General features: G+C 45.7%; 20 protein-coding genes. 7 read left to right on the top strand and 13 right to left on the bottom strand.

Annotated elements, in window-relative coordinates; translation table 11 throughout:
- Positions 1 to 82: 82 nt before the first annotated feature.
- Positions 83 to 1,453 (top strand): L-serine ammonia-lyase, encoded by a 1,371-nt coding sequence (locus tag J4N44_RS18490; protein WP_005445390.1) that lies wholly within the window; start codon positions 83 to 85, stop codon positions 1,451 to 1,453.
- A 374-nt stretch (positions 1,454 to 1,827) separates the two neighbouring features.
- Positions 1,828 to 3,312: a peptide MFS transporter gene (locus tag J4N44_RS18485; RefSeq protein ID WP_050903119.1), complete on the top strand. Its 1,485-nt coding sequence runs from the start codon at positions 1,828 to 1,830 to the stop codon at positions 3,310 to 3,312.
- Positions 3,313 to 3,398: 86 nt separating this feature from the next.
- Here J4N44_RS18485 and J4N44_RS18480 read toward each other — a convergent pair whose 3' ends face one another.
- On the bottom strand, positions 3,399 to 4,670 hold the full coding sequence (locus J4N44_RS18480) for an Nramp family divalent metal transporter (protein WP_005445392.1): 1,272 nt from the start codon (positions 4,668 to 4,670) through the stop codon (positions 3,399 to 3,401).
- 214 nt (positions 4,671 to 4,884) lie between these two features.
- Positions 4,885 to 5,121 carry a VPA0252 family protein gene (locus J4N44_RS18475; protein ID WP_005445393.1) on the bottom strand — a complete coding sequence of 79 codons (237 nt, stop codon included), beginning with the start codon at positions 5,119 to 5,121 and terminating at the stop codon, positions 4,885 to 4,887.
- Between the two features lie 210 nt (positions 5,122 to 5,331).
- On the opposite strand from J4N44_RS18475, the gene J4N44_RS18470 reads away from it, so the two are divergent.
- Complete coding sequence (locus J4N44_RS18470) at positions 5,332 to 6,222, top strand: LysR family transcriptional regulator (protein WP_252045572.1); 891 nt, start codon at positions 5,332 to 5,334, stop codon at positions 6,220 to 6,222.
- Here the strand turns inward: J4N44_RS18470 and J4N44_RS18465 are convergent.
- From J4N44_RS18465 to J4N44_RS18440, 6 genes are all read right to left on the bottom strand, one after another.
- Positions 6,219 to 7,004: a phosphotransferase enzyme family protein gene (locus J4N44_RS18465; protein ID WP_009700230.1), complete on the bottom strand. Its 786-nt coding sequence runs from the start codon at positions 7,002 to 7,004 to the stop codon at positions 6,219 to 6,221. The two genes, J4N44_RS18470 and J4N44_RS18465, sit on opposite strands and share 4 nt — an antisense overlap.
- A 186-nt stretch (positions 7,005 to 7,190) precedes the next feature.
- Positions 7,191 to 8,066: a LysR substrate-binding domain-containing protein gene (locus tag J4N44_RS18460; RefSeq protein ID WP_009696905.1), complete on the bottom strand. Its 876-nt coding sequence runs from the start codon at positions 8,064 to 8,066 to the stop codon at positions 7,191 to 7,193.
- Between the two features lie 115 nt (positions 8,067 to 8,181).
- Complete coding sequence (locus J4N44_RS18455) at positions 8,182 to 9,147, bottom strand: OmpA family protein (protein ID WP_005445398.1); 966 nt, start codon at positions 9,145 to 9,147, stop codon at positions 8,182 to 8,184.
- 618 nt (positions 9,148 to 9,765) lie between these two features.
- Complete coding sequence (locus tag J4N44_RS18450) at positions 9,766 to 10,890, bottom strand: M14 family metallopeptidase (RefSeq protein ID WP_005445399.1); 1,125 nt, start codon at positions 10,888 to 10,890, stop codon at positions 9,766 to 9,768.
- Positions 10,891 to 11,003: 113 nt separating this feature from the next.
- Positions 11,004 to 12,407, bottom strand: a complete 1,404-nt coding sequence (locus J4N44_RS18445; RefSeq protein WP_114320740.1) for an FAD-dependent oxidoreductase — start codon at positions 12,405 to 12,407, stop codon at positions 11,004 to 11,006.
- 235 nt (positions 12,408 to 12,642) lie between these two features.
- Positions 12,643 to 13,002, bottom strand: coding sequence for a DUF3316 domain-containing protein (locus J4N44_RS18440; protein WP_114320739.1), 360 nt, complete (start codon positions 13,000 to 13,002; stop codon positions 12,643 to 12,645).
- A 590-nt stretch (positions 13,003 to 13,592) separates the two neighbouring features.
- Between J4N44_RS18440 and J4N44_RS18435 the strand changes: the two genes are divergently transcribed.
- Together J4N44_RS18435 and J4N44_RS18430 are read left to right on the top strand one after the other, a co-directional pair.
- Complete coding sequence (locus tag J4N44_RS18435) at positions 13,593 to 14,504, top strand: VirK/YbjX family protein (RefSeq protein ID WP_049538198.1); 912 nt, start codon at positions 13,593 to 13,595, stop codon at positions 14,502 to 14,504.
- 35 nt (positions 14,505 to 14,539) lie between these two features.
- Entirely contained in the window at positions 14,540 to 15,091 is a 552-nt protein-coding gene (locus J4N44_RS18430) for an outer membrane beta-barrel protein (protein ID WP_005445404.1), read from the top strand.
- 106 nt (positions 15,092 to 15,197) lie between these two features.
- On the opposite strand, the gene J4N44_RS18425 is transcribed toward J4N44_RS18430, so the two are convergent.
- The 5 genes from J4N44_RS18425 to J4N44_RS18405 all read right to left on the bottom strand — a co-directional run bounded on the left by J4N44_RS18425 (position 15,198) and on the right by J4N44_RS18405 (position 21,423).
- On the bottom strand, positions 15,198 to 16,103 hold the full coding sequence (locus J4N44_RS18425; RefSeq protein WP_252045571.1) for an EamA family transporter: 906 nt from the start codon (positions 16,101 to 16,103) through the stop codon (positions 15,198 to 15,200).
- Positions 16,104 to 16,169: 66 nt separating this feature from the next.
- Positions 16,170 to 16,874, bottom strand: a complete 705-nt coding sequence (phnR, locus tag J4N44_RS18420; protein ID WP_017635094.1) for a phosphonate utilization transcriptional regulator PhnR — start codon at positions 16,872 to 16,874, stop codon at positions 16,170 to 16,172.
- 9 nt (positions 16,875 to 16,883) lie between these two features.
- Positions 16,884 to 18,608 carry a putative 2-aminoethylphosphonate ABC transporter permease subunit gene (locus tag J4N44_RS18415; RefSeq protein WP_252045570.1) on the bottom strand — a complete coding sequence of 575 codons (1,725 nt, stop codon included), beginning with the start codon at positions 18,606 to 18,608 and terminating at the stop codon, positions 16,884 to 16,886.
- 8 nt (positions 18,609 to 18,616) lie between these two features.
- Positions 18,617 to 19,723, bottom strand: a complete 1,107-nt coding sequence (locus tag J4N44_RS18410) for a putative 2-aminoethylphosphonate ABC transporter ATP-binding protein (RefSeq protein WP_005395343.1) — start codon at positions 19,721 to 19,723, stop codon at positions 18,617 to 18,619.
- A 689-nt stretch (positions 19,724 to 20,412) separates the two neighbouring features.
- The gene (locus J4N44_RS18405) at positions 20,413 to 21,423 is read right to left on the bottom strand and encodes a putative 2-aminoethylphosphonate ABC transporter substrate-binding protein (RefSeq protein ID WP_005384363.1); all 1,011 of its coding nucleotides are present in this window, start codon (positions 21,421 to 21,423) and stop codon (positions 20,413 to 20,415) included.
- A gap of 266 nt (positions 21,424 to 21,689) precedes the next feature.
- On the opposite strand from J4N44_RS18405, the gene phnW reads away from it, so the two are divergent.
- Complete coding sequence (gene phnW, locus J4N44_RS18400; protein ID WP_252045569.1) at positions 21,690 to 22,793, top strand: 2-aminoethylphosphonate--pyruvate transaminase; 1,104 nt, start codon at positions 21,690 to 21,692, stop codon at positions 22,791 to 22,793.
- Positions 22,794 to 22,819: 26 nt separating this feature from the next.
- Positions 22,820 to 24,199, top strand: a complete 1,380-nt coding sequence (locus J4N44_RS18395; protein WP_252045568.1) for an aspartate aminotransferase family protein — start codon at positions 22,820 to 22,822, stop codon at positions 24,197 to 24,199.
- The last annotated feature ends 61 nt before the right edge of the window (positions 24,200 to 24,260 follow it).

Genomic DNA, 24,260 nt, shown 5'->3' with positions numbered 1-24,260 from the left:
ATACTCTTTCAGGCATTAACATCTAATTAACAATGTCGTTCTAGAGACCTTGACAAAGGTCCGCAAAGAAAGGAAGTCAATTATGCTGTCGATTTTCGATATTTTTAAGGTCGGTGTCGGTCCTTCTAGCTCCCACACCAATGGTCCTATGCTCGCAGGTTACCATTTCACTCAATTGCTTAGCGACTCTATGGCGAAAGTGCACAAGGTGCAAGTCGACCTTTACGGCTCTTTATCGCTCACCGGTAAAGGACACCACACGGATCGTGCTACCGTCTTAGGGCTAATGGGTAATAAACCCGACACTATCAAGATGACGAGCGCGAAAAGCGCGCTACAACATACCATTGAACACGGCACGCTCTCTGTCGCAGGTGTTCATGAAATCGTGTTTAGTTATGAGCACGATATCGTCTTCCACAGCGATAACCTTCCTCTTCATGAAAACGGCATGACCATCACGGCTTTTGATGCTGCTGGTGAGCAAGTGGCGTTTGAAACTTACTATTCCATCGGTGGTGGCTTTATTGCCACTGCTGCCGAGCTAGAAAACGGTGGCAATGAGGCAGAAATCCAAGTTACTTACCCTTTCACGTCTGCTGACGAGATGTTAGAAAAAGCAGAGCAAAACGGCTTTAGCTTAGGGGGGATGATCCTTCAAAACGAATTGGCTTTCCGTGAGCAAGAAGAGATCGACCAAAAAGCAGAACAGATCTGGAAAGTAATGTCGTTGTGTATGCAACGTGGCTTTGACACCGAAGGCATTCTTGAAGGTGGGTTAAACGTCACACGCCGAGCACCTAACCTACTCAAAAAGCTTGAAGCTAACGCAGCAGTAGAAAACGATCCAATGGAGATCATGGATTGGATAAACCTATTTGCTTTCGCAGTAAGTGAAGAAAACGCGGCTGGCGGTCAGGTGGTCACATCACCAACCAACGGCGCAGCTGGCGTCATCCCCGCGGTACTCATGTACTACCATCGTTTCATCAAAGAGCTCGACAACAAACAGCTGAAAGACTTCTTAGCTGTGGCTGGGGCGATTGGTATCTTGTACAAAACCAACGCTTCTATTTCTGGTGCAGAAGTCGGATGCCAGGGAGAAGTCGGCGTTTCTTCTTCTATGGCAGCAGCAGGTTTAACCGCACTGCGTGGTGGCAGCAACGAGCAAATCTGCATTGCTGCTGAGATTGCTATGGAGCATTCGCTTGGCATGACTTGTGATCCAATTGGCGGTTTGGTTCAAGTTCCGTGCATCGAGCGAAACGCGATGGGCGCAATGAAAGCCATCAATGCATCACGCATGGCGTTAAAACGCACTAGCAAATGTCTTATTTCATTAGATAAAGTTATCGAAACCATGTACCAGACAGGTAAAGACATGAACAAGAAATATCGTGAGACGTCACTCGGCGGTCTGGCAGTGATTCACATGGCACCACCTTGCGAATAGCATACTTTATTTCAGCGTTTGCTAATTAATATTTTTCATTGTTGGCGGATAAAATTCCGCCAACGTCTTTATTCCTGCATAAAAATCACGCTATATCCCACCTCACTCTCGACTGCTTATTATTTCAACGTCTTTTCAAAACCTTAAAAATCACTAAAGAATAATAGTCTTATAAAATGTTATTTTTTAGTCATTTATTCACATAATTCCTAGTTGATCTAGAACAATACATTAGCAAGGCAAACGTTTCGCATTAGAAAATTTAGTGCATTAAATTCGTTTTATGCGACAATTGTTTCAATATGTAACATAGCGTTTAAGTAACATTTAACAGAAATAATAACTACCTTTCTCGCAATAGTGAGTATTTAATTATGTGGAATAAACTAAATAAATCTATGATGTTCTGCCAAATGATGTTTGGCTTATCATTCTACGGCGTGTTAGTCAGTCTAACGCGTTTTTTCTTAGAGGATCTGAATTACAACGAAGCTGATACCATGATGATCGTGGGTGCCTTTTCTGCGATTGGTCCCCTATTTGCGATTGCTGGCGGTTTCATCGCTGACAAATTTTTAGGAGCTTACCGTTCTCTATCGATTGCCTTCCTAGCATTCGCATCTGGTTACGCGCTGCTTGTTCTTGGTGCTTCGGCTACCAACGTACCACTGTCTATGTGTGGTATCGCACTAGCAAGCTACGGTCGTGGTTTGATGTCACCTTCCTACCCTAGCTTGTACAAACGTACCTTTAAGTCTCAAGAAGACTTTGAGAAAGGCTATCCAATCAACTACTCAGTGAACAACGTAGGCGCCTTCCTAGGTCAATACCTGTTCCCAATGATTGTATTGGTGATTGGCTTTAATGGCGGTTTCACCATCTCTGCAGTAATGGCAGGCGCAGCACTGGTTATGCTACTTGTGTTCCGCAAAGGCTTGGTTGGTGTCGCATCAGATCTAGACAAACAAACCGTTAGCATCAAAAACTGGATCTTCTTTGCTCTTATTTCTGTGGCGATGATTGCGTTGGTATTCTTCATGTTCTCAAACATGGATATCGGTCAAAACATCGTTTACGCCATTGGTGGTGCAGCAATTCTTTACTTTGTTTCTTTGATGTTGAAAGCAAGCAAAGCGGAATCATTGAAGATGGGTACCATCCTTATCGTAACCTTCCTAACCACGTGTTTCTTCGTTTACTACGGTCAAATGATGACTTCAATGAACATGGTGGCGATCAACACACTAAAAGGTTCCCTATTTGGCTTTATTCCACTAGAACCTGAAGCTGCAATGGCGATGAACCCGCTATGGTGTATGGTTGGTGGTCCTATCGTAGCTGGCTTCTTTGGTGTGCTAGAAAAACGCGATATTCACCTATCTACAGCAACTAAAATTGCGTTGGCATTCGTGCTAACAGCGATTGCTTTCGGCATCCTAACCTTCGCTGTAACCACAGTGGGCGAAGACGTAATCATCATGCCTGAGATCTTCCTAGCGATTCACTTCTTCCAAGCAATTGCAGAAGTGATTGTAGGCTCAATGGTCGTTGCATTTATCCTATCGGTTGCACCGAAGCACATTGAAAACTTCTCAGTAAGCTTGTTCTCTGTTGCTATCGCGCTGAGTGGTATTGTTGGTGCTGCATTCTCGACTTCTATCGCTCTAGAAAAAGGGCAAGAAATCACCCAAGAAATCGTACAACACGTCTACGGTGATTACTTCCAATTGCTAACCGTGCTCGCTGTTGTAATGGTTGCTATCGCACTAGGTGCTTCTTTCATCATCCGCAAAATGCTTGAAGCTGCCAAACGCAGTGAAGCTGAATTGGAAATGGTTGAGGCTAACGTACAAAACTAATATTCCTCTTCACCTAAATGCAAAAACGGAAGCCAATTGGCTTCCGTTTTTTTATCGACAGAGGTTTGTCGCTTAGCGAGCGTTGGCTATGCAGCAAGCGTAAACATCAAATACGCGTTCAATGCCAGTACAAGAGTGACGATAACCACACCCGAATAAGATACCCATTTGTTGTTTTTGAACTCGCCCATCAAGCGCTCGCTGTTGGTAAAGATAAGCAGTGGAATAATCGCCAGCGCAATACCGAAGCTTAATACCACTTGGCTCATCACCAAAATATCAGTGGTGTTCATACCCAAACCAATCACCACAAATGATGGCGCCATGGTAATGAAGCGGCGCAACCACATTGGAATAGAGAAGCGTACAAAGCCTTGCATCACGACTTGTCCTGCCATGGTTCCCACTACTGTGGAAGATAAACCCGAAGCAATCAGAGACACACCAAATAGCACAGAGGCAGCTTTACCTACGAGTGGGGTCAGCGTCATGTACGCGGTTTCAATTTCTGCTACATGCTGGTTACCAGAGTAATGGAAAACAGCTGCTGCCATCGCCACAATAGCGATATTCACAAAGCCCGCTATTACCATCGCAATCAACACGTCAAAACGAGTAGTACGAAGACGTGTTTTCGTACTTTCACCATAGTTGTTTTTGAACAATGCCGAGTGAAGGTATATCACGTGAGGCATCACAGTTGCGCCTAAAATGCCTGCCGCAAGGTAGATTTGGTGCGAGTTTGTAAATGTTGGGGTTAACAAACCTTTTGCCATTTCACCGCCAGCGGGGTGAGCGAAGAACAATTCCGCAATGTAGATAACCGCAACCAGCATCAGAAGCGAACCAATCACCACCTCTAGCGGCTTTTGACCTTTCTGGTTAAGCGTCAGAATCATCACTGTCGCAACGGCAGTGATCAACGCCCCTTCCATCAAACTGATACCAAAGACAAGCTGAAAGCCGACTGCTGCACCAATAAATTCCGCTAGGTCAGTTGCTATCGCTATGATTTCAGCCTGAATCCAATAGAAACCCACTGCCCATTTATTAGGTAGATGGTCGCGTAAGTGTTCTGCGAGGTTTTTGCCTGTAACAATGCCAAGTTTAGCGGACAAATACTGAATCAACATCGCCATGAGGTTTGCCCAAAGCACAACCCAAAGCAGTTGATAGCCGAATGAAGATCCCGATTCAATATTCGTTGCAAAGTTACCTGGGTCAATGTAACCAATTGCAGCAATAAACGCTGGACCTAACATGAGTAACTTGCGTTTTATTTTGTTAAAGGCTGACGCGTTTTGTGCCGCCGTTGTTTGTATCGCTGTCGCGTGTAAATTATTGGACGTACCATTCATGAGCGTATTCCCCTCTCGTCGATAGAGAAAATCATACGCCAACCTAAATGAGAATCAATATCATTTATGTGCACAAAAATGGTAATTAAGGTTTCAACAATTAATTTTCAATTATCAATAAACAAAAGCTATCAGAATAACTTTAAATCTAGAAGTGTCATAAACAACAATGCCGCGTTAAACGCGGCATTGAAAGTAAGGAGATTTCGACCATTTAGTCGCGGCGACCGCGAAGTTGGATCGGTTGAGTAGAAGCGTCTGTTTGAATCATAACACCACCATAAGCAGCATCATTTCGACCTTTTAGAGTCAGGTTAGAATCTGCGCGTTCCACATCAACTTGGTTAGCTTGGCTTGTTGTCATATCAATGGTGCCTGTGTATGACCCATCGCCAGCGAATGCCACATTTACTGAACAAACCATTAAGCCTAGTGCGATTAGTTTTTTCATACGTCACCTCTGTTGTTTGTGGTACATCATTTCGATATAGAAACTTTAGCAACGCCGCCCAAGTAGCACGAGGAAAACCCGAATTTACCAAATGGAAATCCCTGTTGGAAAAAGGCTTTTTTGCCATAAACTTAGAATTGACCATTCCCTGTCTTTCCGCTGTTGAGGCAGCGCTATGATGCCGTAGCAAACGTTGGCTGGAGTAAAAGAATGACAATCAATCTAGATATGCAGAACGTCTTGGTAATAAAGCGCATGTACGATCTGCGCAACGTTCGCTTGGTCGCGGAATCAATGGGAAAAACCTCCGGCGCCATCAGCAAAAACCTCACTAAAATGAAAGCGCAACTGGACGATCCTCTGTTCATTCAAACCAAAAATGGATTTGAACCAACCTCATTTGTGGAAGCCAATATGCCTCATTTCGAGCAAATCTTGGCGAGCGCAGATGCCATCAAACCCCAAGAGTTTTCCCCGCCGCTTTATACTGGCGATGTTGCAATCTACGCCAACACACTTTTTTGGGATCGTTTTGGCGATAAACTTTACCTAGAGTTGCTCAAGCAAGCGCCGCATGCCAATTATGCATTTTTAAGGTGGGGGGCTGATGCTCGCAATCGCATCATTGACGGTGAGAACGCCATTGCTATTCATTACTTTAATGAAGATCTACCTCAATCCATCGCACAAAAAGAGTTGGGAAAAGGCAAAGCGGTATTCTTTGTACGCAAAGATCATCCTGCCAAGGACTTCCAATCATTGGGCGATTATACCTTTGTTTTGTTCAAGACGCCTGGTTGGAACGATCATAAATACCCACTTTTGGATCGCTTAAAAAACATCGGCTTTCATGTTGATCCAAAAGTTGAGATTGAACATCCTGCCATGATTCACAGCATCATCATGAACACCGACCATTTCGGTATTACGATGAGTGGTAACGTTCCTGAATCATGCCGTAGCATCGAACTTCCAAATGGTTTAGAGCTCGGCGTGAGCTTTGTGATGAGCTGCCGACGTTCTCAGCAGCACGACCCACAAAACCAATGGCTGTTTAGTGTGATTCAATCCATCATCAAAAGGCACACCAAGCCAGACTAAAATTTGATTTCTCCCAATACGCCCAAAGTAATCGCTTGGTGGTGTTTGTTGAGGTATTCGATATCTTGTAAATAAGCCGTATGGTGACAATCTTCCATATTGGCTTGAAACTGGGCATCACCATTGGCTGCCATCGTGCGCATGTGATCGACTAACGCCGTTAAGCGCAACGTCATTACCTCCACCAACTCTTCGCGTTCTAATCGGGAGCAGCCATAGGCATCACAAAAGATTTTGGCTCGTCGAATTTGTTCTTCTAACGTGCCCATCTTGTCATCTTCATCAGTCTTAAATGGCGCCCAACCGTATATAGAAAAAGCAATATCCCAAATTCGCGGCGCAGGATGAGCGGTATCGAAATCAAACACGCCGATCACGACATCCCCATCTAAAGCCACGTTATAAGGCATGAAATCACCGTGACAAATCACTTCTTGCGGCGAGCGAGCTGGCAACATCCAATGATGAACATCTTGATCATGCTGTTTAAGGAAACTCTCCGATGCATCATGATAACAACGGAGCAGATTTGCGGCAGATTTCAACGCAGTGAGCGAAGCAATCGGTCCTTCTAACGGGTAGTTATAGCTGTCACCCTCAACAAAGGTCAGCAACTCTTTCCCGCCCTCAATCGACACTGCTTTTGGACATGCAGTAAAACCATGTTGATGAAGATGTTGGAGTAATTGATGGACGGTCATCGTCCAGTGGCTAGCAGGTCTACTGACCAAATTACCTTTACGATAAATGGCATTATCCCTGCCCCCTTCTAACGCTTCCATTACTGCTCCTTGATAACCAGAGCGCATGCTCTGTGAGTGATGACGACATGAAACGTACTCTGTCATCTTAGCACCCGAACTTTGGTCATGACGGTTGATAACGTTTCAGATTGTTAGCTCTATCTCAGTTCGTGCTCATCTTGTCATTTTGCCCCCCGATAGCCTGAAAATCGCTTGGACATCTGGTTACGCCTGTAAGCTTTTTACTAGCCATTGAGTAAAGGCTTTGACATGCGGCTTCTCGCCACAACGAACGATCATATGATGTGCGCCTCGGCTTGGCATTGACCAATGACCTACTTGGACCAAAGTACCTTGTTGAAGATGATCTTCTACTAACAAGTCGCGCACTAATAAGACACCTAGCTGATTCACCGCTGCCTCAATAGCCAACAAAGAATGTTCAAATTCTCCCGCTAACTTTACGCTCCCTCCTTCGTGCCCTTGGTACGCAAACCAACCTTGCCATGTTTCCTGATAGCCACCAGTTGCAAGTTTCGGCAAACGGACAAGATCAACCAGATCAGAAACGGGATTTAGTAAAAGAAACCCCGGACTTGCTACCAAAATCCAGTTCTCTTGCGTGAGTTGCGTTGCGTGTTGCGAAGACCAATCACCATAACCATTAATGATTTCCACATCCGCGATGTCGCTATTACTCGGCACTGCATTTGCGGTAGTAGAAACTTTAAAACTCACTTCAGGATACTGGCGATGAAAATCAGCGAGTCGAGGTATCAACCATTGGGAGCAAAAGCTGTGCGCCACGTGTAACGTTAACTGGGTCTGTTTTTGGCGAGAGAAAAGGTGTTGAGTTGCGGCGAACAAACTCTGGAATACATTGCTAACCACGGGCAAGTAATCGTGTGCTGCTTGGGTCAAAATGAGTTGTGCGCCATTGCGTTCAAACAAAGTGGCATCTAGATACATTTCCAGAGATTTCACTTGTTGACTAACCGCTGCGCGGGTGACATTGAGCTCTTCAGCCGCTTTAGTAAAGCTGCGCAATCTTGCCGTCGCTTCAAATGCTTTTAAAGAATTGAGTGGGGGTAAGTTCTGCATCTGTAGCTCCAAACAAAAGAACACGAAAAGTGTAAGTCAGAGCTGTGACATTTCGATGAAAACAAAAAAGCCAGCGACAAACGCTGGCTTTTAGAATCATTAAGCTAATGGTGGATTATTTAGCTTCTTCAGTTGTTTGGTATTGGAACGCAGGAACAACAACTTCTACACGACGGTTTTGTTCACGACCTTCACGAGTTTCGTTGCTCGCTACTGGGTTAGCTTCGCCCATGCCTTTAACAGTCATACGGTCTGCAGCAATACCTTCAGCTTGGAAGTGATCAGCAACTGCTTGTGCACGCTTCTCTGTTAGCTGTTGGTTGTAAGCTTCAGAACCTGTTGTGTCACTGTAGCCGTTGATTTCAACTTGAGCTTGTGGGTAAGTGTTCATTAGCTCAACAGTACCGTTGAACGCAGAAGCGTCTTGTAGTTCAGCACTTTCTAGACCAAATTGTACTGTTGCAGTTTGAGCTGGGTATTCGTGCTCAACGATGCGAGTTACAGGACGAGTTTCAACCACTTCTTCTTGAACTACTGGCTCAGAACCAAACTTGTAGTTGAAGCCGATACCAAAGAAGTCAGAATCCATGTCGTCGATGATGTCATCAGACATGTCTTGGTAACGTTGGTACTCAGCGCGTAGGCTCCAGTTGTAGTTGATTTGGTATTCAGCACCTAGAGAGCCCGTTGGTACGAAATCTTTCTCATCGCCAGCCATCATGTAAGCAGCACCTACTTTAGCAAATAGGTTCCATGAGTCTGTTAGAGGTAGGTTGAACTTAGGAGCTAGAGTCAGTGCCCATAGGTCGCCATCAACAGTGTTTTTGCCAGCTTTGTTGAAGTTAGCAGTAAAGTTACCTAGGTAGTCAACGCCGTATTCAGCTGCAACGTATTCGTTAAAGTTGTAGCCAAGGTGCATACCTGCTGCAAAGCTATCGTCATCACATGGTGCGTCTAAGTGACATGCGTCGTTTAGTGCGTTGTAACCAAGTTTGCCACCGATGTATGTATCAGCAAGAGCAACATTTGACATTACGCCACCAGCAAGAACGGTAGCCACTGCAAGAGCAATCTTTTTCATTATTTTTTTCCTTTATGCGAAGGCGACCCGATTACTTTCCCCAGCATACGCTGTCATCAAGAAAGTCAGAACCTGCACTGTTTTTAGTGATTAAAACTACGCCAACAATCTCTATTAACGCATCATCGCATGACGCTCTAATTGGGATATTTCCATTAGGAGCGCTGGTTGGAATTTTGATACACCTATCTGCCACGTCTTATCCCAAGCGTTTAAACCTGAACGATTGGAGTGATAGATAACGATGAGCAAACCTCTGTAGGTACAAGATCCCGCGAGAAAAATTATCCGGCTTCCATCTTGTAATTACATAGCAACTTAAAACTAATTTAACTGGCTGTGCCTACTTTCAACCTCACACTCAAGGCTGTTACCCCTATGAGATGTTATGATTTTTGTGACGAGAATCTCGAAATGGACTTTAACAGAATAAGTATCGCTAAATTAAATTAGATTTTTTATCAACACGATAAATCCAACTTATCGAGACTCACATAAGCATCAGAAATTGCAGCTTTTTTGTCTTAACTGCGGAGAAAGTAGCTCATTAATATAGAACGCGGAGAGAATAATGGCAGGAAAGACAGCCCGCAAAGTACGGGCTGTGAACGAATTGCGTTAAATTTTGTCAGATACGGCTAGCGTCGCTGCTAAAATATCTTGCCCAAACAACACACTACGCTCTGGAGACCAACCGTAAAGTGGGTCGGGGTGGTTGTTGTTGTCTTTGAATGGCATTTCAATGGTGTAAGACAGACATTTAAATTGCTCTGCTACCCAGTTAGAGCCAACGGTTAGGTTCGCTTTACCTGGTTCATCTTTGTCGTAACCAATCTCGTCTTGGAACTCTGGTGTAATCGTCAGAAGTGCTTGTTTAAACGCGTTTTCCAACTCAGCCATGCCTTCGTCATAAGAAGGAATGCCTTCAGATCCCGCTACAAAATTGTAAGGGATAGCTTCATCACCATGAATATCTAGGAACATATCCACGCCAGTTTCTAGCATACGTTCACGAACCAAGAAGACTTCTGGGCTCTTTTCCATTGATGGCGTTTGCCACTCTCGGTTGAGGTTCACACCCACTGCGTTAGTACGCAAGTGACCACGAACACCGCCGTCTGGGTTCATGTTTGGTACAACGTAAAGTACTGCTTTTTCTAGCAATGCACGCGCAACCGTGTCGTTTTCATCCAGTAGACGTTGAATCATGCCTTCCATGAACCATTCTGCCATCGTCTCGCCTGGATGCTGACGTGCAATCATCCAGATTTTCTTTTTACCTTCTTCTGGCTCACCGAAAGTAAGCAAACTCATGTCATTGCCATCTAGCGTGTGACCCAAAGTTTCCAACTGGCAGTGGTGTGCACTTTGTGCCATGTGTAATAGGTCTAGATGACGATCGTACGTGTATGGTGCAAAGTACGCGAAGTAGATTGAGCTGCGCTCAGGGATAACAGTGAAAGTCAGCGTATCACCATCGAACTCTGCTGGCACGCGGAACCACTCTTCACGATCGTAAGACGCAACAACGTCGTAGCCTTGCCAACCTTCTGGGTAAGCCGACTTCGCAAGATCAAGTAGTTTGATGGTGTGCGATTGCTCGGCTTCGGTCTCAAGACGGAAGTGGAACCACTGGTAGAATTCCGACATGTTGTCGTTAGGGATTTTAAGTTGGATGTCGTTTTTGTCGTCTGCTTTCACTACGTGAATGCTGCCGCTGTCGAAGTTGCTGAATACTTTCATTCTATTACTCACCTTTTGCATCTGAGCTTGAAAGACTGAGGCTAACACAAAGGGAAGAGGTGCCTCTAACGATTTCACTTCTTCCCTATCCGTTTGCGATCAAAATATTCAGTTTAGTCGAGCTTATCCGCTTTGCCTGCTGGTCCCGCAAGTTTTGCTAGCCACTTATCCCAGATAAATGGTGTTTGCTCATTATCTTCTGCTTCCTCTTTTCGGCGTACGGCATTACGCACCATCATTGCCCCTGTCCAACGAAAAGGCTCTGGTGGGAATTGTCCTAATGGTCCTCTGGCTAAACCGCTTCGCGTCCAGTCATTATCTAGCCCCAATACGAATGAAGATAAGATCTTTCCGCCCATTCGAGTCTGAGCCACACCGTTACCCGAATAGCCAAAGCCGTAAAAGACATTGTTCTGTTTATCTAGCTCGCCAAAGAATGGGAAACCGGTAGCAGAGCGATCTGAACCCCCCGTCCATGAATAAGCGAATTCTGTTCCTTTCAAACGCGGAAACAGCTTATCGAACGACTTACGCAGCAGATTTTGATAGCGCGTTGGTTTATTAAACATCACGTCGACGCGGTTATTGTAAGAGAATTGATTGCCGCCCTTACCCAACATCAAACGACCATCTGGCGTATCTCGATAATAATGGACGAAGATACGTGAATCCAACACGCTAGAGCCCGTTTGCCATCCTGACTGAGGCAAAGCGTCACCCAGAGGTTTTGTAATCACCATATCTGAAGAGACAACAACGATGCTGTTGTTAAATTGCTTAAAGTGTTCCACCATCCAAGCATTTAATGCCAACACTACTTGCTTCGCTTTGATGGTGGTATTAGGCGTACTGACGGTTGCAGGTTGACCATAATCTAAACGCGTCATTGGCGTGTTTTCATAAACCTCAACACCCAGTTCGATAGCAACACGACGTAGCCCTCTAGCCAACAAAGCCGGCTGGACGCTTGCGGCAATAGGAGAGTGAAAACCGTCCACATGCCTTGGTGAGCCAGCATTCTCTCGCAGCTCTTCAGTCTGACAATGTCGCCAACTATTCACGTTTAGCCGCTTAAGTTCATCCACGACCGGCTGCATACTTCCGGTTTGCGCATGGTTTGTCGCCGTGTAGTAAACGCCTTTCAAGGATAACTGTGCATCAACATTATGCTGCTGACAAAACGCCTCAATCTCCAAGACTGCTTGCTCCGATTCTTTTACTAACCATGCCGCTTGTTGTTCACCAAACAAGCGTTTCAATGTTGGAAACTTTGTCGACCAAGTCAGCATACAACCACCATTTGCGCCCGATGCCCCGCTGCCACACAAGCCTTTTTCAATCACAACCACTTGTTTTTCCGGCGATTGCTGCTTAATCATGATCGCAGTCCAAAGACCTGTATAACCACCGCCGACAATCGCCACATCCGTCGATATATCTTGTTGGAGTGACAATGGCGGCGTTGGCTGTTCTTCCATTTCCAGAGCTTGCTTGAACCAGTAAGAGAGATGAGTCATTCCGTATCCTTTGTAAAGTGGCACACAATATTGCTTTAGTACCACTTTACAAACGAACATGAGAATCAACGAGCGAGAAAACCTGACGCTGAGCGTTAGAAAATATTGCCTATTAATAATAAAGTATAAATTAAGCAATAAAAAAAAGGGGAGCAAAGCCCCCCAACATTCCTATAAATAACACACAGCAAGGATAAAGCAGAAATTAATAAATATTAGCTAGCGAGAATATAAATTAACGGTTACCTAACTCTCTCAAACGATATTCGTATTTCACGTTTAAAATTGGTTGGTAGGCAATTTGTCCGTTATCTTGTAGAAACTCATCCACCGTAACTTTACTATCAGTGATTGAGAAAGAATTTTTGTCTACTTTCGCAAAAGAGCCATACAGTTCTTTGCTTAGTTGTAGAGATGTTTTACCTTGATATTCTTTAATCATTTCAAAGCCCATCTCGTAAGCAGCTTGCTTGCTGTCGACGACATTACCTTGAATCGATTTGCTGTTATTTGTCCATTGATACCCACCAGCTAATGCAGCAATTGGTGAAGCGGTTAGTGCAATGAGACCAACAAGAGTGATTAAACGTTTCATAATATGCTCCTTACTTACCTTTTAAATATCGAGTTCCAAGTGCTCGATGAATGTAGCGTACGTATAGAGACCTATAGCGAATAAAATTAATTTCAAAAAAGATTAAAATTAATTCATTTTATTTATCGGCTTTCTTTAAACGTCTTTGACTCTAAAAAAATAAACACTAGAAAAATCCATAGATTACGTTTTATACCTAACTCACTTCGAGATACTTGCTTCCGCAAAAATGGTTTGATTCGCACTCAAAACAACGATGTGTATCGCTTGTTTGTCTTCAAAGCTCATTCAGTCCCCCTAGATAGTGACAATGACTATTGGTTACTGAAGAAACGAACCCACTCATTAGCTCACTCAACGGGTTTGTCTGAGCACAACAACACGCTCTGACAATTTCATACCAAACCATACAAACCTCGCTTCTTTTTTCTCTTAAAATCTTCGCCAAAAGAACACCGTTCAAAACCAGCTCCCGTCAATGCTTGAGCGAAATAAGACAACTCTCTTTTATCGCCCTATTTTCGCGTTTTATATCAAGCGCTCACGCCTCTTTGACAGAGCCGAACAACTGGAAATGAGTTTGGAGTGAAATGACCATGAATAAATCCATCCTTGATCACAGCAGAACCATTTATTCTGATGAGTACGCTGACATTTATCGTCCAATTTGGACCTACCGCGTAAAATTCATCGCACGCGCTTTATTCTACAGAAAGTCGTTTAAGTACCTTGCGGACAACATTGAAGCATCACTGCTCGAACTGCTTTGCACTCGTACACACCGATTCTTAGAGAAGCCATTTCGTCCTTACATTATTAAGAATGGACCTGCTTTCGACCGTTCTGCGCTTGTTGTCGATCACTACAACTCGGTAGCAGACCTGATCTCGCCTGAACTGATTCAAGAGATCTACACCGATGCGGAAGGTCTAACTCTGACTTCATTTGAAATTGACGGCATCTTGTATTCGGTCCGCTTGGTTTACGAAGCGCGTTACCAAAAAGAAGGTGATATGAGCTTGGTGCTGCATAGCCAAGAAGATGGCAACTTCTATACCCTTTCTTTCAGCTTGGGTCATGAGAATGGCGAGCGATGCATCATGATTGGTGGTTTACAAGGACCACGCAGCTGTGAAGAAAACAACGCAAAAATCAAAAAGCTGACGCGTAAGCTATACGGTCAACGTCCGAAAAGCTTGATGGTTGGATTGCTGGCTATCGTTGCGCAGGTTTGGGGCATAGAAACACTGTTGGCAGTAAAAACTCAATCGCACACTTACGCAGCTAAGCGTTACAGCAAAGGAAGAATCAAAACCGATTACGATGCGCTGTGGCTAGAACTTGGTGGCACAGAATACGACCGCAACTTCTACTCTATCGACGTAAATGCACCTCGTCGTGATATTGAAGGTATGTCTCGTTCAAAACGTTCTATGTACCGTCGTCGTTACGAATGGCTAGACAACACCAAAGTCACTTTCGAACAAGTCCTAAGAAACTAAAAGGTTAAAAGGCTAAAAGCTAAGGGGAAACGTCCATGCGTTATTCATTCGTTACTGCTTTGGTGTTGTCGACACTTTCTTTGTCTGCCAACGCAACCACCAGCGAACACATCATAGGTACAAACATTGGCTATGGCGGTGTGAACTACGACGCACCGACGAGCGAAGAATCAGGCGACATGTTCTTAGGTGAGATTTATTACCGCTACATGCCAACGCATAACTTTGGTATCGAAGCGGGTTATAAAGGCGCGTTTGACGGTATTGGTTCGATACTCGTGAGTCCGATTTCAGAAGTCACCGATACGAGCTTCTCCGGACCTCGCTTAAGTGGCTATGCTAGCTATCCACTGGGTTCAGGCTTCGAGCTTTACGGCAAGGCAGGTGTCACTCTCTACACTCTCGAATACACCTATAAAGTAAACGGTCAGAGCAAAAACATCGAACACTCAAGTGTTGGTGGTGAAGCGGCTGGCGGTATTGGCTGGAGCTATAAACACTTTGGTTTGAATGCAGAATATGTGTATTCAAAAAACAGCGATTTTGACTCTAGCGGCGTGATGTTTGGTGCGCAATTGCGTTTCTAAACAAGGCTTACAGGTTAATACAAAAGGCAGCGAGAGGCTCATTCGCTGCCTTTTCTTTTTTGTATTACGGGCGCATATCCCGCACATTAGTTAATGCGTTAATGCGTTAATGCGTTAATGCCAAAATAATCCCCACCAGAATCGAAGTAACCCCAATACCCCGAGTGAGATACCATTTCTCAGACAGAAACCAAATCCCCATAAACAATCCAAACACGATGCTGATTTGCCTTAGTGCCACCACCAAACTTACGTTGTCTGTCATGGTCATCGCAAACAACACCAAGCCGTAGGTGGATGCCATCATTACCCCTGCCATGCTGGCTGTTTTGCGGATCTGCCACGCTGTCTTAATCTCATCTGGCTTGCCCATAACTAAGCACCATACAAGGGCTGGAATACCAATCGCCCAAAACTGCACGCCCAAGTAGAAGATTGCACTGTACTGATCATTCAAGATCTCTGATGCTTGTCCTGTGAGTAAGCTCAGCGCTTCTTTATCGACTACCGAGTAACCCGTTGTGCCTATTGCGGCAATCAATGCCCAGAACACACCAACGTTCAAATAAGAGCTCAATGTCATCTGACGAAAATTCGTCAGTGGTACCAGCATACAACCAAGAGTAATTAGTAAGAATCCAAGCCACTGCTGACTAGATAATTCATGTCCCAATGCAACACTGATTGCGCCGACCATCATCACAGGCAGTGCCCGAGCAATCGGATAAACCACACCCACGTCTGCGTGCTTATAAGCGACAATCAAACCAACCAGATAAACCATTTGTGAAATGCCGCTAATGAGCAGCAATCCCCAAAACTCACTCGGCAATGATGTCCAGCCAATGGTTGCCAAATACCAAATCAAATAAGGGGTAAGAATGAAACATGCAGAAAAGCTGGCGGCCATGGTAAACGCGAGTCCAGAGCCTGAGTTGCTTTTGCCAAGGATATTCCAGCCCGCATGAAGAACAGCAGAGAAAACGACGAGACCAATCGCCAACAAATCCATTTCAATGTTCCTGTCTGAATAAAATAAAGGCCCCGAGATGGAGCCTTAGATAATGAGAAAATCCACTTAACGATGGAGTTCCGCCAGAGATTCAATGCTAATGGCATCGTGTCGCCAATATTCGATATCGCAATCAATCAACTCACCGTGTTGGTTATAGTTGATGCGCTCCACCACCATCGCTGGCGTACCGGCTGTCGCGCGCAGTGCCTGAGCCATTTCACCCAACAAAGTGCTGGTTGAAATGCGGTAGCGAATCTTTTGATACGTCACGCCATAATGCTCGCGGTAAATGTCCGTCAGTGAATTTGATAAATCGTAGTCCAGCAGGTTCGGAAACAACTCTGGGCGAATGTAGTTTGTTACGAATACCACAGGTCTATCTTCAAGGTATCGCACACGGTCGACTCGATACACGTCCGAGAAAGGTTGCAAGTCCAGCAAGCGTGCCGCTTGTTTGTTTGCCAACGTTCCTTTTGCTGCGACCAACTCCGTTTTTGGCACGCGATTTTGCGCTTTCGCCATGTTCGGGAAGTTCAGCGTTTGGGTTGGGTCGTAACGCAATGGCTCGGGTGAGATAAACCAACCTCGGCGATCTTCGCGATAGATTCGACCTTCTGCTTCCAGCAGTGATAAAGCTTCACGCAGAGTGACGCGTGTAGTATCGAACGACTCCGCCAACTTACGCTCTGCTGGCAGTTTTTGACGCGGCGATAGCATGCCCGCTTCAATCTGTTCAACAATCGAATCTTTAATTTTTACGTATTGCACGAAGTGTCCTTATCTTTTGCGCCAAGCTTGTGTGCGATTTTCTAACAATTTACCCAAAGTCATCTGAACAATCTTCGCAATCGCGGCAGCCATCATGATCATCACAGCCATTGCCGCTGCAGCGCCAGTTTGACCTGCATCGTCCATATTCAGAATCGAGACCGAAGCCGGAATCGTATCGGTTGAGTAAAGGAATACTACCGCAGAAGTGGTGGTCAATGCATTAACAAACAAGTAAGTCGCAATGTCCAAAATCGCAGGTAAACACACAGGTAATGTCACTTTAAAGAACAACTTGTATTGAGGAAGCTTCACCGATGCCGCCGTGGCTTCAATCTCCGATGGCAACTGCTTTAGCGCTGTCAGGGCTGTCATGTGACCCACGGTGTAGTAATGCACTACCGTATTAATCACCAAGAATGCCATGGTGCCATAAAGCACGTTCAAAGGATTGTTCGCATCGTTGAAGTAAAAGATGTAACCCAAGCCAAGCACCATACCCGGAACCGCCATTGGCACCACGCTGAGCATTTGCATCACTTGACGAATTGGACCGAACGCACGCCCTTTCTCAATGCAGTAAGCACCGACAAAGATGATTGCTGTACCAATAACCGCTGTCCAACCTGCCAGCGTTAGCGAGTTGAAGAATGGGCTCCAACCGTAGGTGCTCATTTCAGCAAAGTTGTAGTTGTTTAGCGTCAGCGCTTTGTTCCAAGGCCAGAACGTAACTAACGAGCCATACACCGCCATGCCAAGCACAGCCAACACTGCAATAGAAATGATGCTGCAGTAAACCAAACAAATGCTGTCGCGCGCTTTGCTAGGTTCTGGCTGATAAGGCACCGAGCGTGTGTCAAATAAGCTCTTTTGCTTTTTCTGTACCCAGCGGTCTGCACCAAATGCCATTACCGCTGGGAATAAAAGCATGATGCTGGTCACCGCCCCCATGGCAAAGTTTTGCTGTCCCACCACTTGCTTGAAGATGTCAGTCGCCAGAACGTTGTAGCTGCCACCAATCACTTTCGGCACACCAAAGTCCGTAATAACTAACGTAAAGACCACGATAAGCGTACTGATCAAACCGTATTTCGCTGCAGGTAACGTCACCATAAAGAAGGTTTTGATTGGTGAAGTTTTAAGTGCGCGGGCTGCTTCATACAAACGGGCATCTGAAGTACGCAGCGAAGTGGTCAAAATCATCAATGCATGAGGGAATGTCCAGAAAATCAAACCCATCGAGATACCAATCACGCCATAAATCGAGTTTCCTAACAGCATCTCTTTAGCAATGCCTTGATTACCGAAAAGGAAGATCAAACTGATCGCTGGCAACAACGAAGGCGCAAGAATCGGCGCAGTACCTAGGATTTGAAACAAACCTTTAAACGGCATACATGAACGAGTCAGCGCGTAGGCATAACCAAACGCAAGCACACCCACTACCGAGGTCACTATCACGCCCAAAGTGAAGGTGTTGCCCACCGACACCCACAAGCTTGAAGAAGAAAAGTACGTCGCAAAGTTTGCCAATCCGACAAATTCGCCATTGGCATTTTGCACACTCTTGGTCAACATTGCCCAAAGCGGCATTAAGATGAACAGCACCATCATGGTCGACAAGCCAGCGAGCAAACCAAACAACACAAGGTTGTCGCGGCTAACACGTCCGAGTAGGGATTTTGATTTGTCTTGTGTGGTCAGGCTATTCATCGTCATTGTCTTCGCATCCATGTTTACACCTACGCCGCTAGCGCTTTATCAACCGAGGGCACGGCGTAACCATGCAGCCCTTCTTCAGCAAACTGGATGTAACGTACATCGCCCGCCTTGATATTGAGTTTTTGAACCGTTTCCACAGGCACATCCACGACGATGGTTTTCGTTGAGCTGTCGTTTTGCAATACGCAATCAATGCGGAAAAACGCCCCCAGAAACTCGGTAGCGGTAACTCGCACAGGTAAAGAGTTATTGTAGTTTTCAACGAACTTGATGCTTTCAGGACGCACCGCAAGGTCAAAGCGGTCACCACGTTGGATCTTACGATTGGTCAAGCTTGGCGCTGGCATCAAGGTTTCGGCAATGCGTACTTGGGAGTCCGTTGCGACTGAGGTTTCAATAAAGTTCATGCTGCCGACAAACTCAGCGACAAAGCGCGTTGCTGGTTGTTGGTAGATCTCTTGAGGTGTACCGACTTGCTCAATCACGCCATGGTTCATCACCACAATGCGATCCGCCATCGACAATGCTTCGTCCTGATCGTGCGTAACCATGATGGTGGTGATGCCCAGCTTACGTTGCAGCTTGCAAATCTCATCACGTAAGTGAACACGTACTTTTGCATCCAGCGCTGACAGCGGCTCATCAAGTAGCAGTAGACCCGGAGATAGCGCCAATGCACGAGCCAAAGCAACACGCTGCTGCTGACCACCAGAAAGTTGGTTAGGGAATTTCTCTCCAGAGGTTGGAAGACCAATGGTTTCTAGCCAGTAATCTACCTTCTCTAGCGCTTCTTTGGTCGACATTCCTTGATTCTTCAAACCCACCGCAATGTTCTCTTGCACAGTTAGGTTCGGAAACAGCGCGTAAGATTGGAATACGATGCCGAAATCGCGCTTCTCTGGTGGTAGGAATGTGGTCTCTTGACCGTTTTGAAAAATCGCACCAGACGTTGGCAAGTCTAAACCTGCAATGGCACGTAGCAGAGTGGTTTTACCGCAGCCAGAAGGACCAAGAAAACAAACAAACTCGCCCTTTTCAATCGCTAGCGAGATTTTCTTTAATGCAGTGAACTGTCCGAATTGCTTCACTACATTTTCGATATTTAGGTAATGTTGGTTAGTTGACATAACACACGCTCCAAATGGTATATACCAACTTTAGTTTTGGAGTGTTACGTTCCAATGACAAATTTATAGCCAGAAGATGACAAATAGATGAAGGGAGGCAGGGTTTGTTCAAGTGGTAATTAGAGATTCCCGACTCGCTCCTTCGTCACTCTCGAGAATGACGTGATGAGCGTGGATTACAAATTCTGAAATCACATTCGCGGCTCAGAACGACAAGTTTTGACCTTCACTCCATATACTTAAGATCGTCATTCCGGACGAGCCTAAGCGAGCCATCCGGAATCTCTTACAAGTACTATATTCTGAGATTCCCGACTCACTCCTTCGTCGCTCTCGAGAATGACGTGGTGAGTGTGGTTCATAAATTCTGAAATCACACTCATTGCCTAGAATTACGAGCTTTGACTTTCACGCCATACGCTTAAGATCGTCATTCCGGACGAGCCTAAGCGAGCCATCCGGAATCTCTTACAAGCACTATATTCTGAGATTCCCGACTCACTCCTCCGTCGCTCTCGAGAATGACGTTGTAAGTGCGGATAGAAGCTCCCAACTTTCTTAAGTCCGTCATTCCAGCGAACCTAGGTGAGACTAGGAATCTACTTACAGCAAACTCTGAAATAACAGAGAAAACAAAAAATCCACCTCAACCGAGGTGGATTTCAGCATTCAACTCAAAGCAAATTCAATTAAGACTTTGGCTCTGATTTCGCGTCAAACTTCTCAGACCATGCCGCTAGGATCTCTGCACGCTTGCTGCCCATTTGCGCGAAGTCCATCTTCGCCATGTTCTCTTGAACGTTCGGGAAGTTAGACACGGTCGCTTTCACTTCTTTATGTGCAACCACTGGGTACATTTCTACGTAAAGCTCGTTTGCTGCTTTAGAGATTGACCAGTCGACAACACGTTTCGCTGCATCAGACTCTTTTACTAGACCAACAGCTTCTGATTCCCAGCCGATGCCTTTTGGTGTGATAACCGCTAGTGGTGCACCTTGTGTTTTCAGCTTCGCGCCGCGGCTTGCCATCGAAATACCGATAGCCACTTCACCCATACCGGCTTGAACACATGGCTTAGAGCCCGAGTGCGTGTAGTGTGCAATGTTCTTATCCAAGTCACGCATGTAGTTCCATGCCTGATCTTCACCCATGTTTTGTAGCCAAGCAGAAACCTGCATGTAGCCAGTACCTGAAGACGCTGGGTTCGGCATTGCAATGTGACCTTTGTAAACCGGCTTCGTTAGATCTTCCCAAGACGTTGGTTTCGGTAGGTTAAGTTGTTTCGCTACCGCTTCGTTAAAACAAACTGCGTTGAAGAACGCATCGTTACCGAACCAAGCTTGGTTTGATTGAGGGTCGTTTAGGTTCGCGTGCAGCTCTTCCAAACCTTTTGGTGTGTAAGGCTTAAGAAGACCTTCATCTTTAAGCAGTGCCATTGACGAGCCAGCAAGACCCCAAACCACTTCCGCTTGAGGGTTGTTCTTTTCTGCCAGCAATTTCGCCGTCATGATACCGGTTGAATCGCGAACCCACTTAATCTTGATATCTGGGTTATCTTTCTCAAACGCAGACTTGTATTTCGCAAGAATGTCAGTTTCGAAAGCGGTGTAAACCGTGACTTCCTGTGCTGCCATTGCATTCGTAGCTAGCAGAGAGACAAGTGCAGCCAGCGATCCTTTCATCAAACGGTTTTTCATCATTTTCTCCAGTTAATTTGGCTAAGTTTTTATTTGGTCTGTACCAGTTGACGATATACACCCTACTGAGCCTTTGTGACGAAATCATGACCATTAAATGGCAGTTTTACGAAAATTTGCGATGAATAATTGTTCAAATGATCCGCTATTTTCTGGATATTAAAGTTTTATGAAATTGAAGATTCGCCTATTTACTGCCCTTTTCTTCCTCGCTAGAGTGAACTCGAAATTTGGTGTAGACCAATTAGCCTATTCTGATGGAAATCGAGATGAAAAACGAATACCTACTACTGACTCCAGGTCCTCTATCTACTTCTGAAACAGTACGTGAAGCCATGCTAAAAGACTGGTGTACTTGGGATGATGAATACAACAAAGACATTGTAGAAGTGATCCGCACTAAGCTTGTAAAACTGGCGACGGAGCAAAACGGCTACACCAGCGTACTAATGCAAGGTAGTGGCACCGCATCAGTAGAAGCAACGATTGGCAGCGCCATTGGCAAAGATGGAAAATTGTTGGTTGTCGACAACGGCGCTTACGGTGCGCGTATCGCTCAGATCGCTGAATACCTAAATATTCCATGCCATGTAGTTTCCCCAGGCGAAACATCACAGCCACACTTGAACGAGGTGGAAACTGCATTGGCATCGGATCCTGCGATAACACACGTGGCGATTGTTCACTGCGAGACAACCACTGGCATGCTTAACCCAATTGAGGCATTTGCTTCTGCAGCGAAAGCACACGGTAAAGTGGTGATTCTCGATGCCATGTCGAGCTTTGGTGGCATTCCTATCGATATTGCTGAGCTAGGCATCGATTTTATGATCAGCTCTGCAAACAAATGTATTCAAGGCGTACCGGGTTTTGGCTTTGTGATTGCGAAACAAACTGAGCTAGAAAAGTGCCAAGGTCAGGCTCGTTCTTTAAGCCTTGATCTTTACGACCAGTGGCACTGCATGGAAGTGAACCACGGCAAATGGCGTTTTACGTCTCCAACGCACACGGTTCGCGCTTTCTATCAAGCATTGTTAGAGCTGGAACAAGAAGGCGGCATTGAGGCTCGTCATAACCGTTACCAAACTAACCAGAAAACACTGGTTGCAGGTATGCGTTCTTTAGGGTTTGAGCCACTACTGAGTGATGACCTTCACTCGCCAATCATCACTTCTTTCTACTCTCCGACGCACAGTGATTACCAATTCAAAGCGTTCTACACACGTTTGAAAGAGCAGGGCTTCGTGATCTATCCGGGTAAGGTATCGAATGCAGATTGCTTCCGTATCGGCAACATTGGCGAAGTTTACCCAGCAGATATCGAGCGCTTAATCGGTGCAATTGAAAAAGCAATGTACTGGCAAGTTGCGTAAAGCAGCCTTCTGATTGAGAGAGCGTTATGACTCAGAATATCAAACCCACCCACTTCCGCAGCGAAGGCGATGTTAACACAACACCAGCGCGCCAAGCTTGGAATGCATCGATGGACGATGAACGCACACAAGCATTGTTGAAGCGTGATTCGGAGGTCTTTCTTCATCAAGCCATGTCGACGCCTTGCTTAGATACCTTGGAAGCAGCAGAAGGCATCTACATCCAAGATGCTACCGGTAAAAAGTACATGGATTTCCATGGCAATAACGTCCATCAACTGGGCTACGGTCACCCGCATGTGATTAAACGTGTGCAAGAGCAAATTGCCAGACTGCCGTTTTCACCACGTCGTTTTACCAACGAGACCGCGATTGAATGTGCCGAAAAACTCACCCAAATCTGTGGCGGCGAGTTGAATCGCGTGTTGTTTGCTCCGGGTGGCACATCTGCGGTTGGCATGGCTCTTAAATTAGCTCGCCACATCACGGGCAACTACAAGGTGGTGTCGTTGTGGGACTCCTTCCACGGCGCATCGTTGGATGCCATCTCAGTGGGTGGCGAAGCGTGTTTCCGCCAAGGCATGGGACCATTAATAGCAGGTGTTGAACGCATTCCACCAGCAGTGTCTTACCGAGGCGCTTTTCCAGTTGCCGACGGTAGCGATGTGCATTATGCCGACTACCTCGAATACGTGATTGAGAAAGAAGGCGGCGTGGGCGCGTTTATCGCAGAAGCAGTTCGTAATACCGACGTACAAGTACCGAGCAAAGCCTACTGGAAACGCATTCGCGAAATCTGTGACAAACACAATGTCATGTTGATCATCGACGACATCCCGAATGGCATGGGTCGCAGCGGTGAATGGTTTACCTACCAAGCCTACGACATCGAGCCAGATATGCTCTGCATCGGTAAAGGTTTGGGCGGAGGGTTAGTGCCTATCGCAGCCATGGTAACCAAAGACAAATACAACACCGCCGAGCAAATCTCCATGGGTCACTACACTCATGAGAAAAGCCCTATCGGTTGTGCTGCAGCACTGGCAACCATGGAAGCCATTGAGCAAGACGGCTTGCTAGATAAAGCCAAAGCCGACAGCCAGTTTATGCGTGAAAAGCTGCTAGAGATGAAAGCCAAGTACCCTGTGATTGGCGATGTACGTGGCATCGGCATGTTATGGGGCATTGAGTTGGTCACTGACCACGAAAGCAAAGCACGCGCGTATGACGAAGCGGAAGCTGTATTGTACCAATGCCTCAACAATGGCGTGAGCTTCAAGGTATCGCAAGGCAATGTGATTCAACTCAGCCCACCGCTGATCATCACTCGCGAACAACTGACAGAAGCGCTGGCGATCTTCGAAGAAGCCATCGCCAAAGTGTGCAAAGACTTTAACTACTTTTAGGGTCGATAGACCTCAACAAAAACCAATTTATCCAGAGCGCGGTTCCAATGTGTAGGCAGCG

Source organism: Vibrio sp. SCSIO 43155, from assembly GCF_023716605.1.
Lineage (GTDB): Bacteria > Pseudomonadota > Gammaproteobacteria > Enterobacterales > Vibrionaceae > Vibrio > Vibrio harveyi.
Note: the sequence above shows the minus strand (reverse complement) of the source record. Positions and strands in the feature narration are given on the sequence as shown.

Bases quoted from the DNA above. Each gene is read 5' to 3' on its own strand.
- J4N44_RS18430 (WP_005445404.1), top strand. From the start codon at position 14,540: ATGCGTTATTCATTCGTTACTGCTTTGGTGTTGTCGACACTTTCTTTG.
- J4N44_RS18490 (WP_005445390.1), top strand. From the start codon at position 83: ATGCTGTCGATTTTCGATATTTTTAAGGTCGGTGTCGGTCCTTCTAGC.
- J4N44_RS18485 (WP_050903119.1), top strand. From the start codon at position 1,828: ATGTGGAATAAACTAAATAAATCTATGATGTTCTGCCAAATGATGTTT.
- J4N44_RS18440 (WP_114320739.1), bottom strand. From the start codon at position 13,002: ATGAAACGTTTAATCACTCTTGTTGGTCTCATTGCACTAACCGCTTCA.
- J4N44_RS18470 (WP_252045572.1), top strand. From the start codon at position 5,332: ATGACAATCAATCTAGATATGCAGAACGTCTTGGTAATAAAGCGCATG.
- J4N44_RS18450 (WP_005445399.1), bottom strand. From the start codon at position 10,890: ATGAAAGTATTCAGCAACTTCGACAGCGGCAGCATTCACGTAGTGAAA.
- J4N44_RS18465 (WP_009700230.1), bottom strand. From the start codon at position 7,004: ATGGAAGCGTTAGAAGGGGGCAGGGATAATGCCATTTATCGTAAAGGT.
- J4N44_RS18480 (WP_005445392.1), bottom strand. From the start codon at position 4,670: ATGAATGGTACGTCCAATAATTTACACGCGACAGCGATACAAACAACG.
- J4N44_RS18475 (WP_005445393.1), bottom strand. From the start codon at position 5,121: ATGAAAAAACTAATCGCACTAGGCTTAATGGTTTGTTCAGTAAATGTG.
- J4N44_RS18415 (WP_252045570.1), bottom strand. From the start codon at position 18,608: ATGGATGCGAAGACAATGACGATGAATAGCCTGACCACACAAGACAAA.
- J4N44_RS18455 (WP_005445398.1), bottom strand. From the start codon at position 9,147: ATGAAAAAGATTGCTCTTGCAGTGGCTACCGTTCTTGCTGGTGGCGTA.
- J4N44_RS18460 (WP_009696905.1), bottom strand. From the start codon at position 8,066: ATGCAGAACTTACCCCCACTCAATTCTTTAAAAGCATTTGAAGCGACG.
- J4N44_RS18395 (WP_252045568.1), top strand. From the start codon at position 22,820: ATGACTCAGAATATCAAACCCACCCACTTCCGCAGCGAAGGCGATGTT.
- J4N44_RS18435 (WP_049538198.1), top strand. From the start codon at position 13,593: ATGACCATGAATAAATCCATCCTTGATCACAGCAGAACCATTTATTCT.
- J4N44_RS18405 (WP_005384363.1), bottom strand. From the start codon at position 21,423: ATGATGAAAAACCGTTTGATGAAAGGATCGCTGGCTGCACTTGTCTCT.
- J4N44_RS18425 (WP_252045571.1), bottom strand. From the start codon at position 16,103: ATGGATTTGTTGGCGATTGGTCTCGTCGTTTTCTCTGCTGTTCTTCAT.
- phnW (WP_252045569.1), top strand. From the start codon at position 21,690: ATGAAAAACGAATACCTACTACTGACTCCAGGTCCTCTATCTACTTCT.
- J4N44_RS18445 (WP_114320740.1), bottom strand. From the start codon at position 12,407: ATGACTCATCTCTCTTACTGGTTCAAGCAAGCTCTGGAAATGGAAGAA.
- J4N44_RS18410 (WP_005395343.1), bottom strand. From the start codon at position 19,723: ATGTCAACTAACCAACATTACCTAAATATCGAAAATGTAGTGAAGCAA.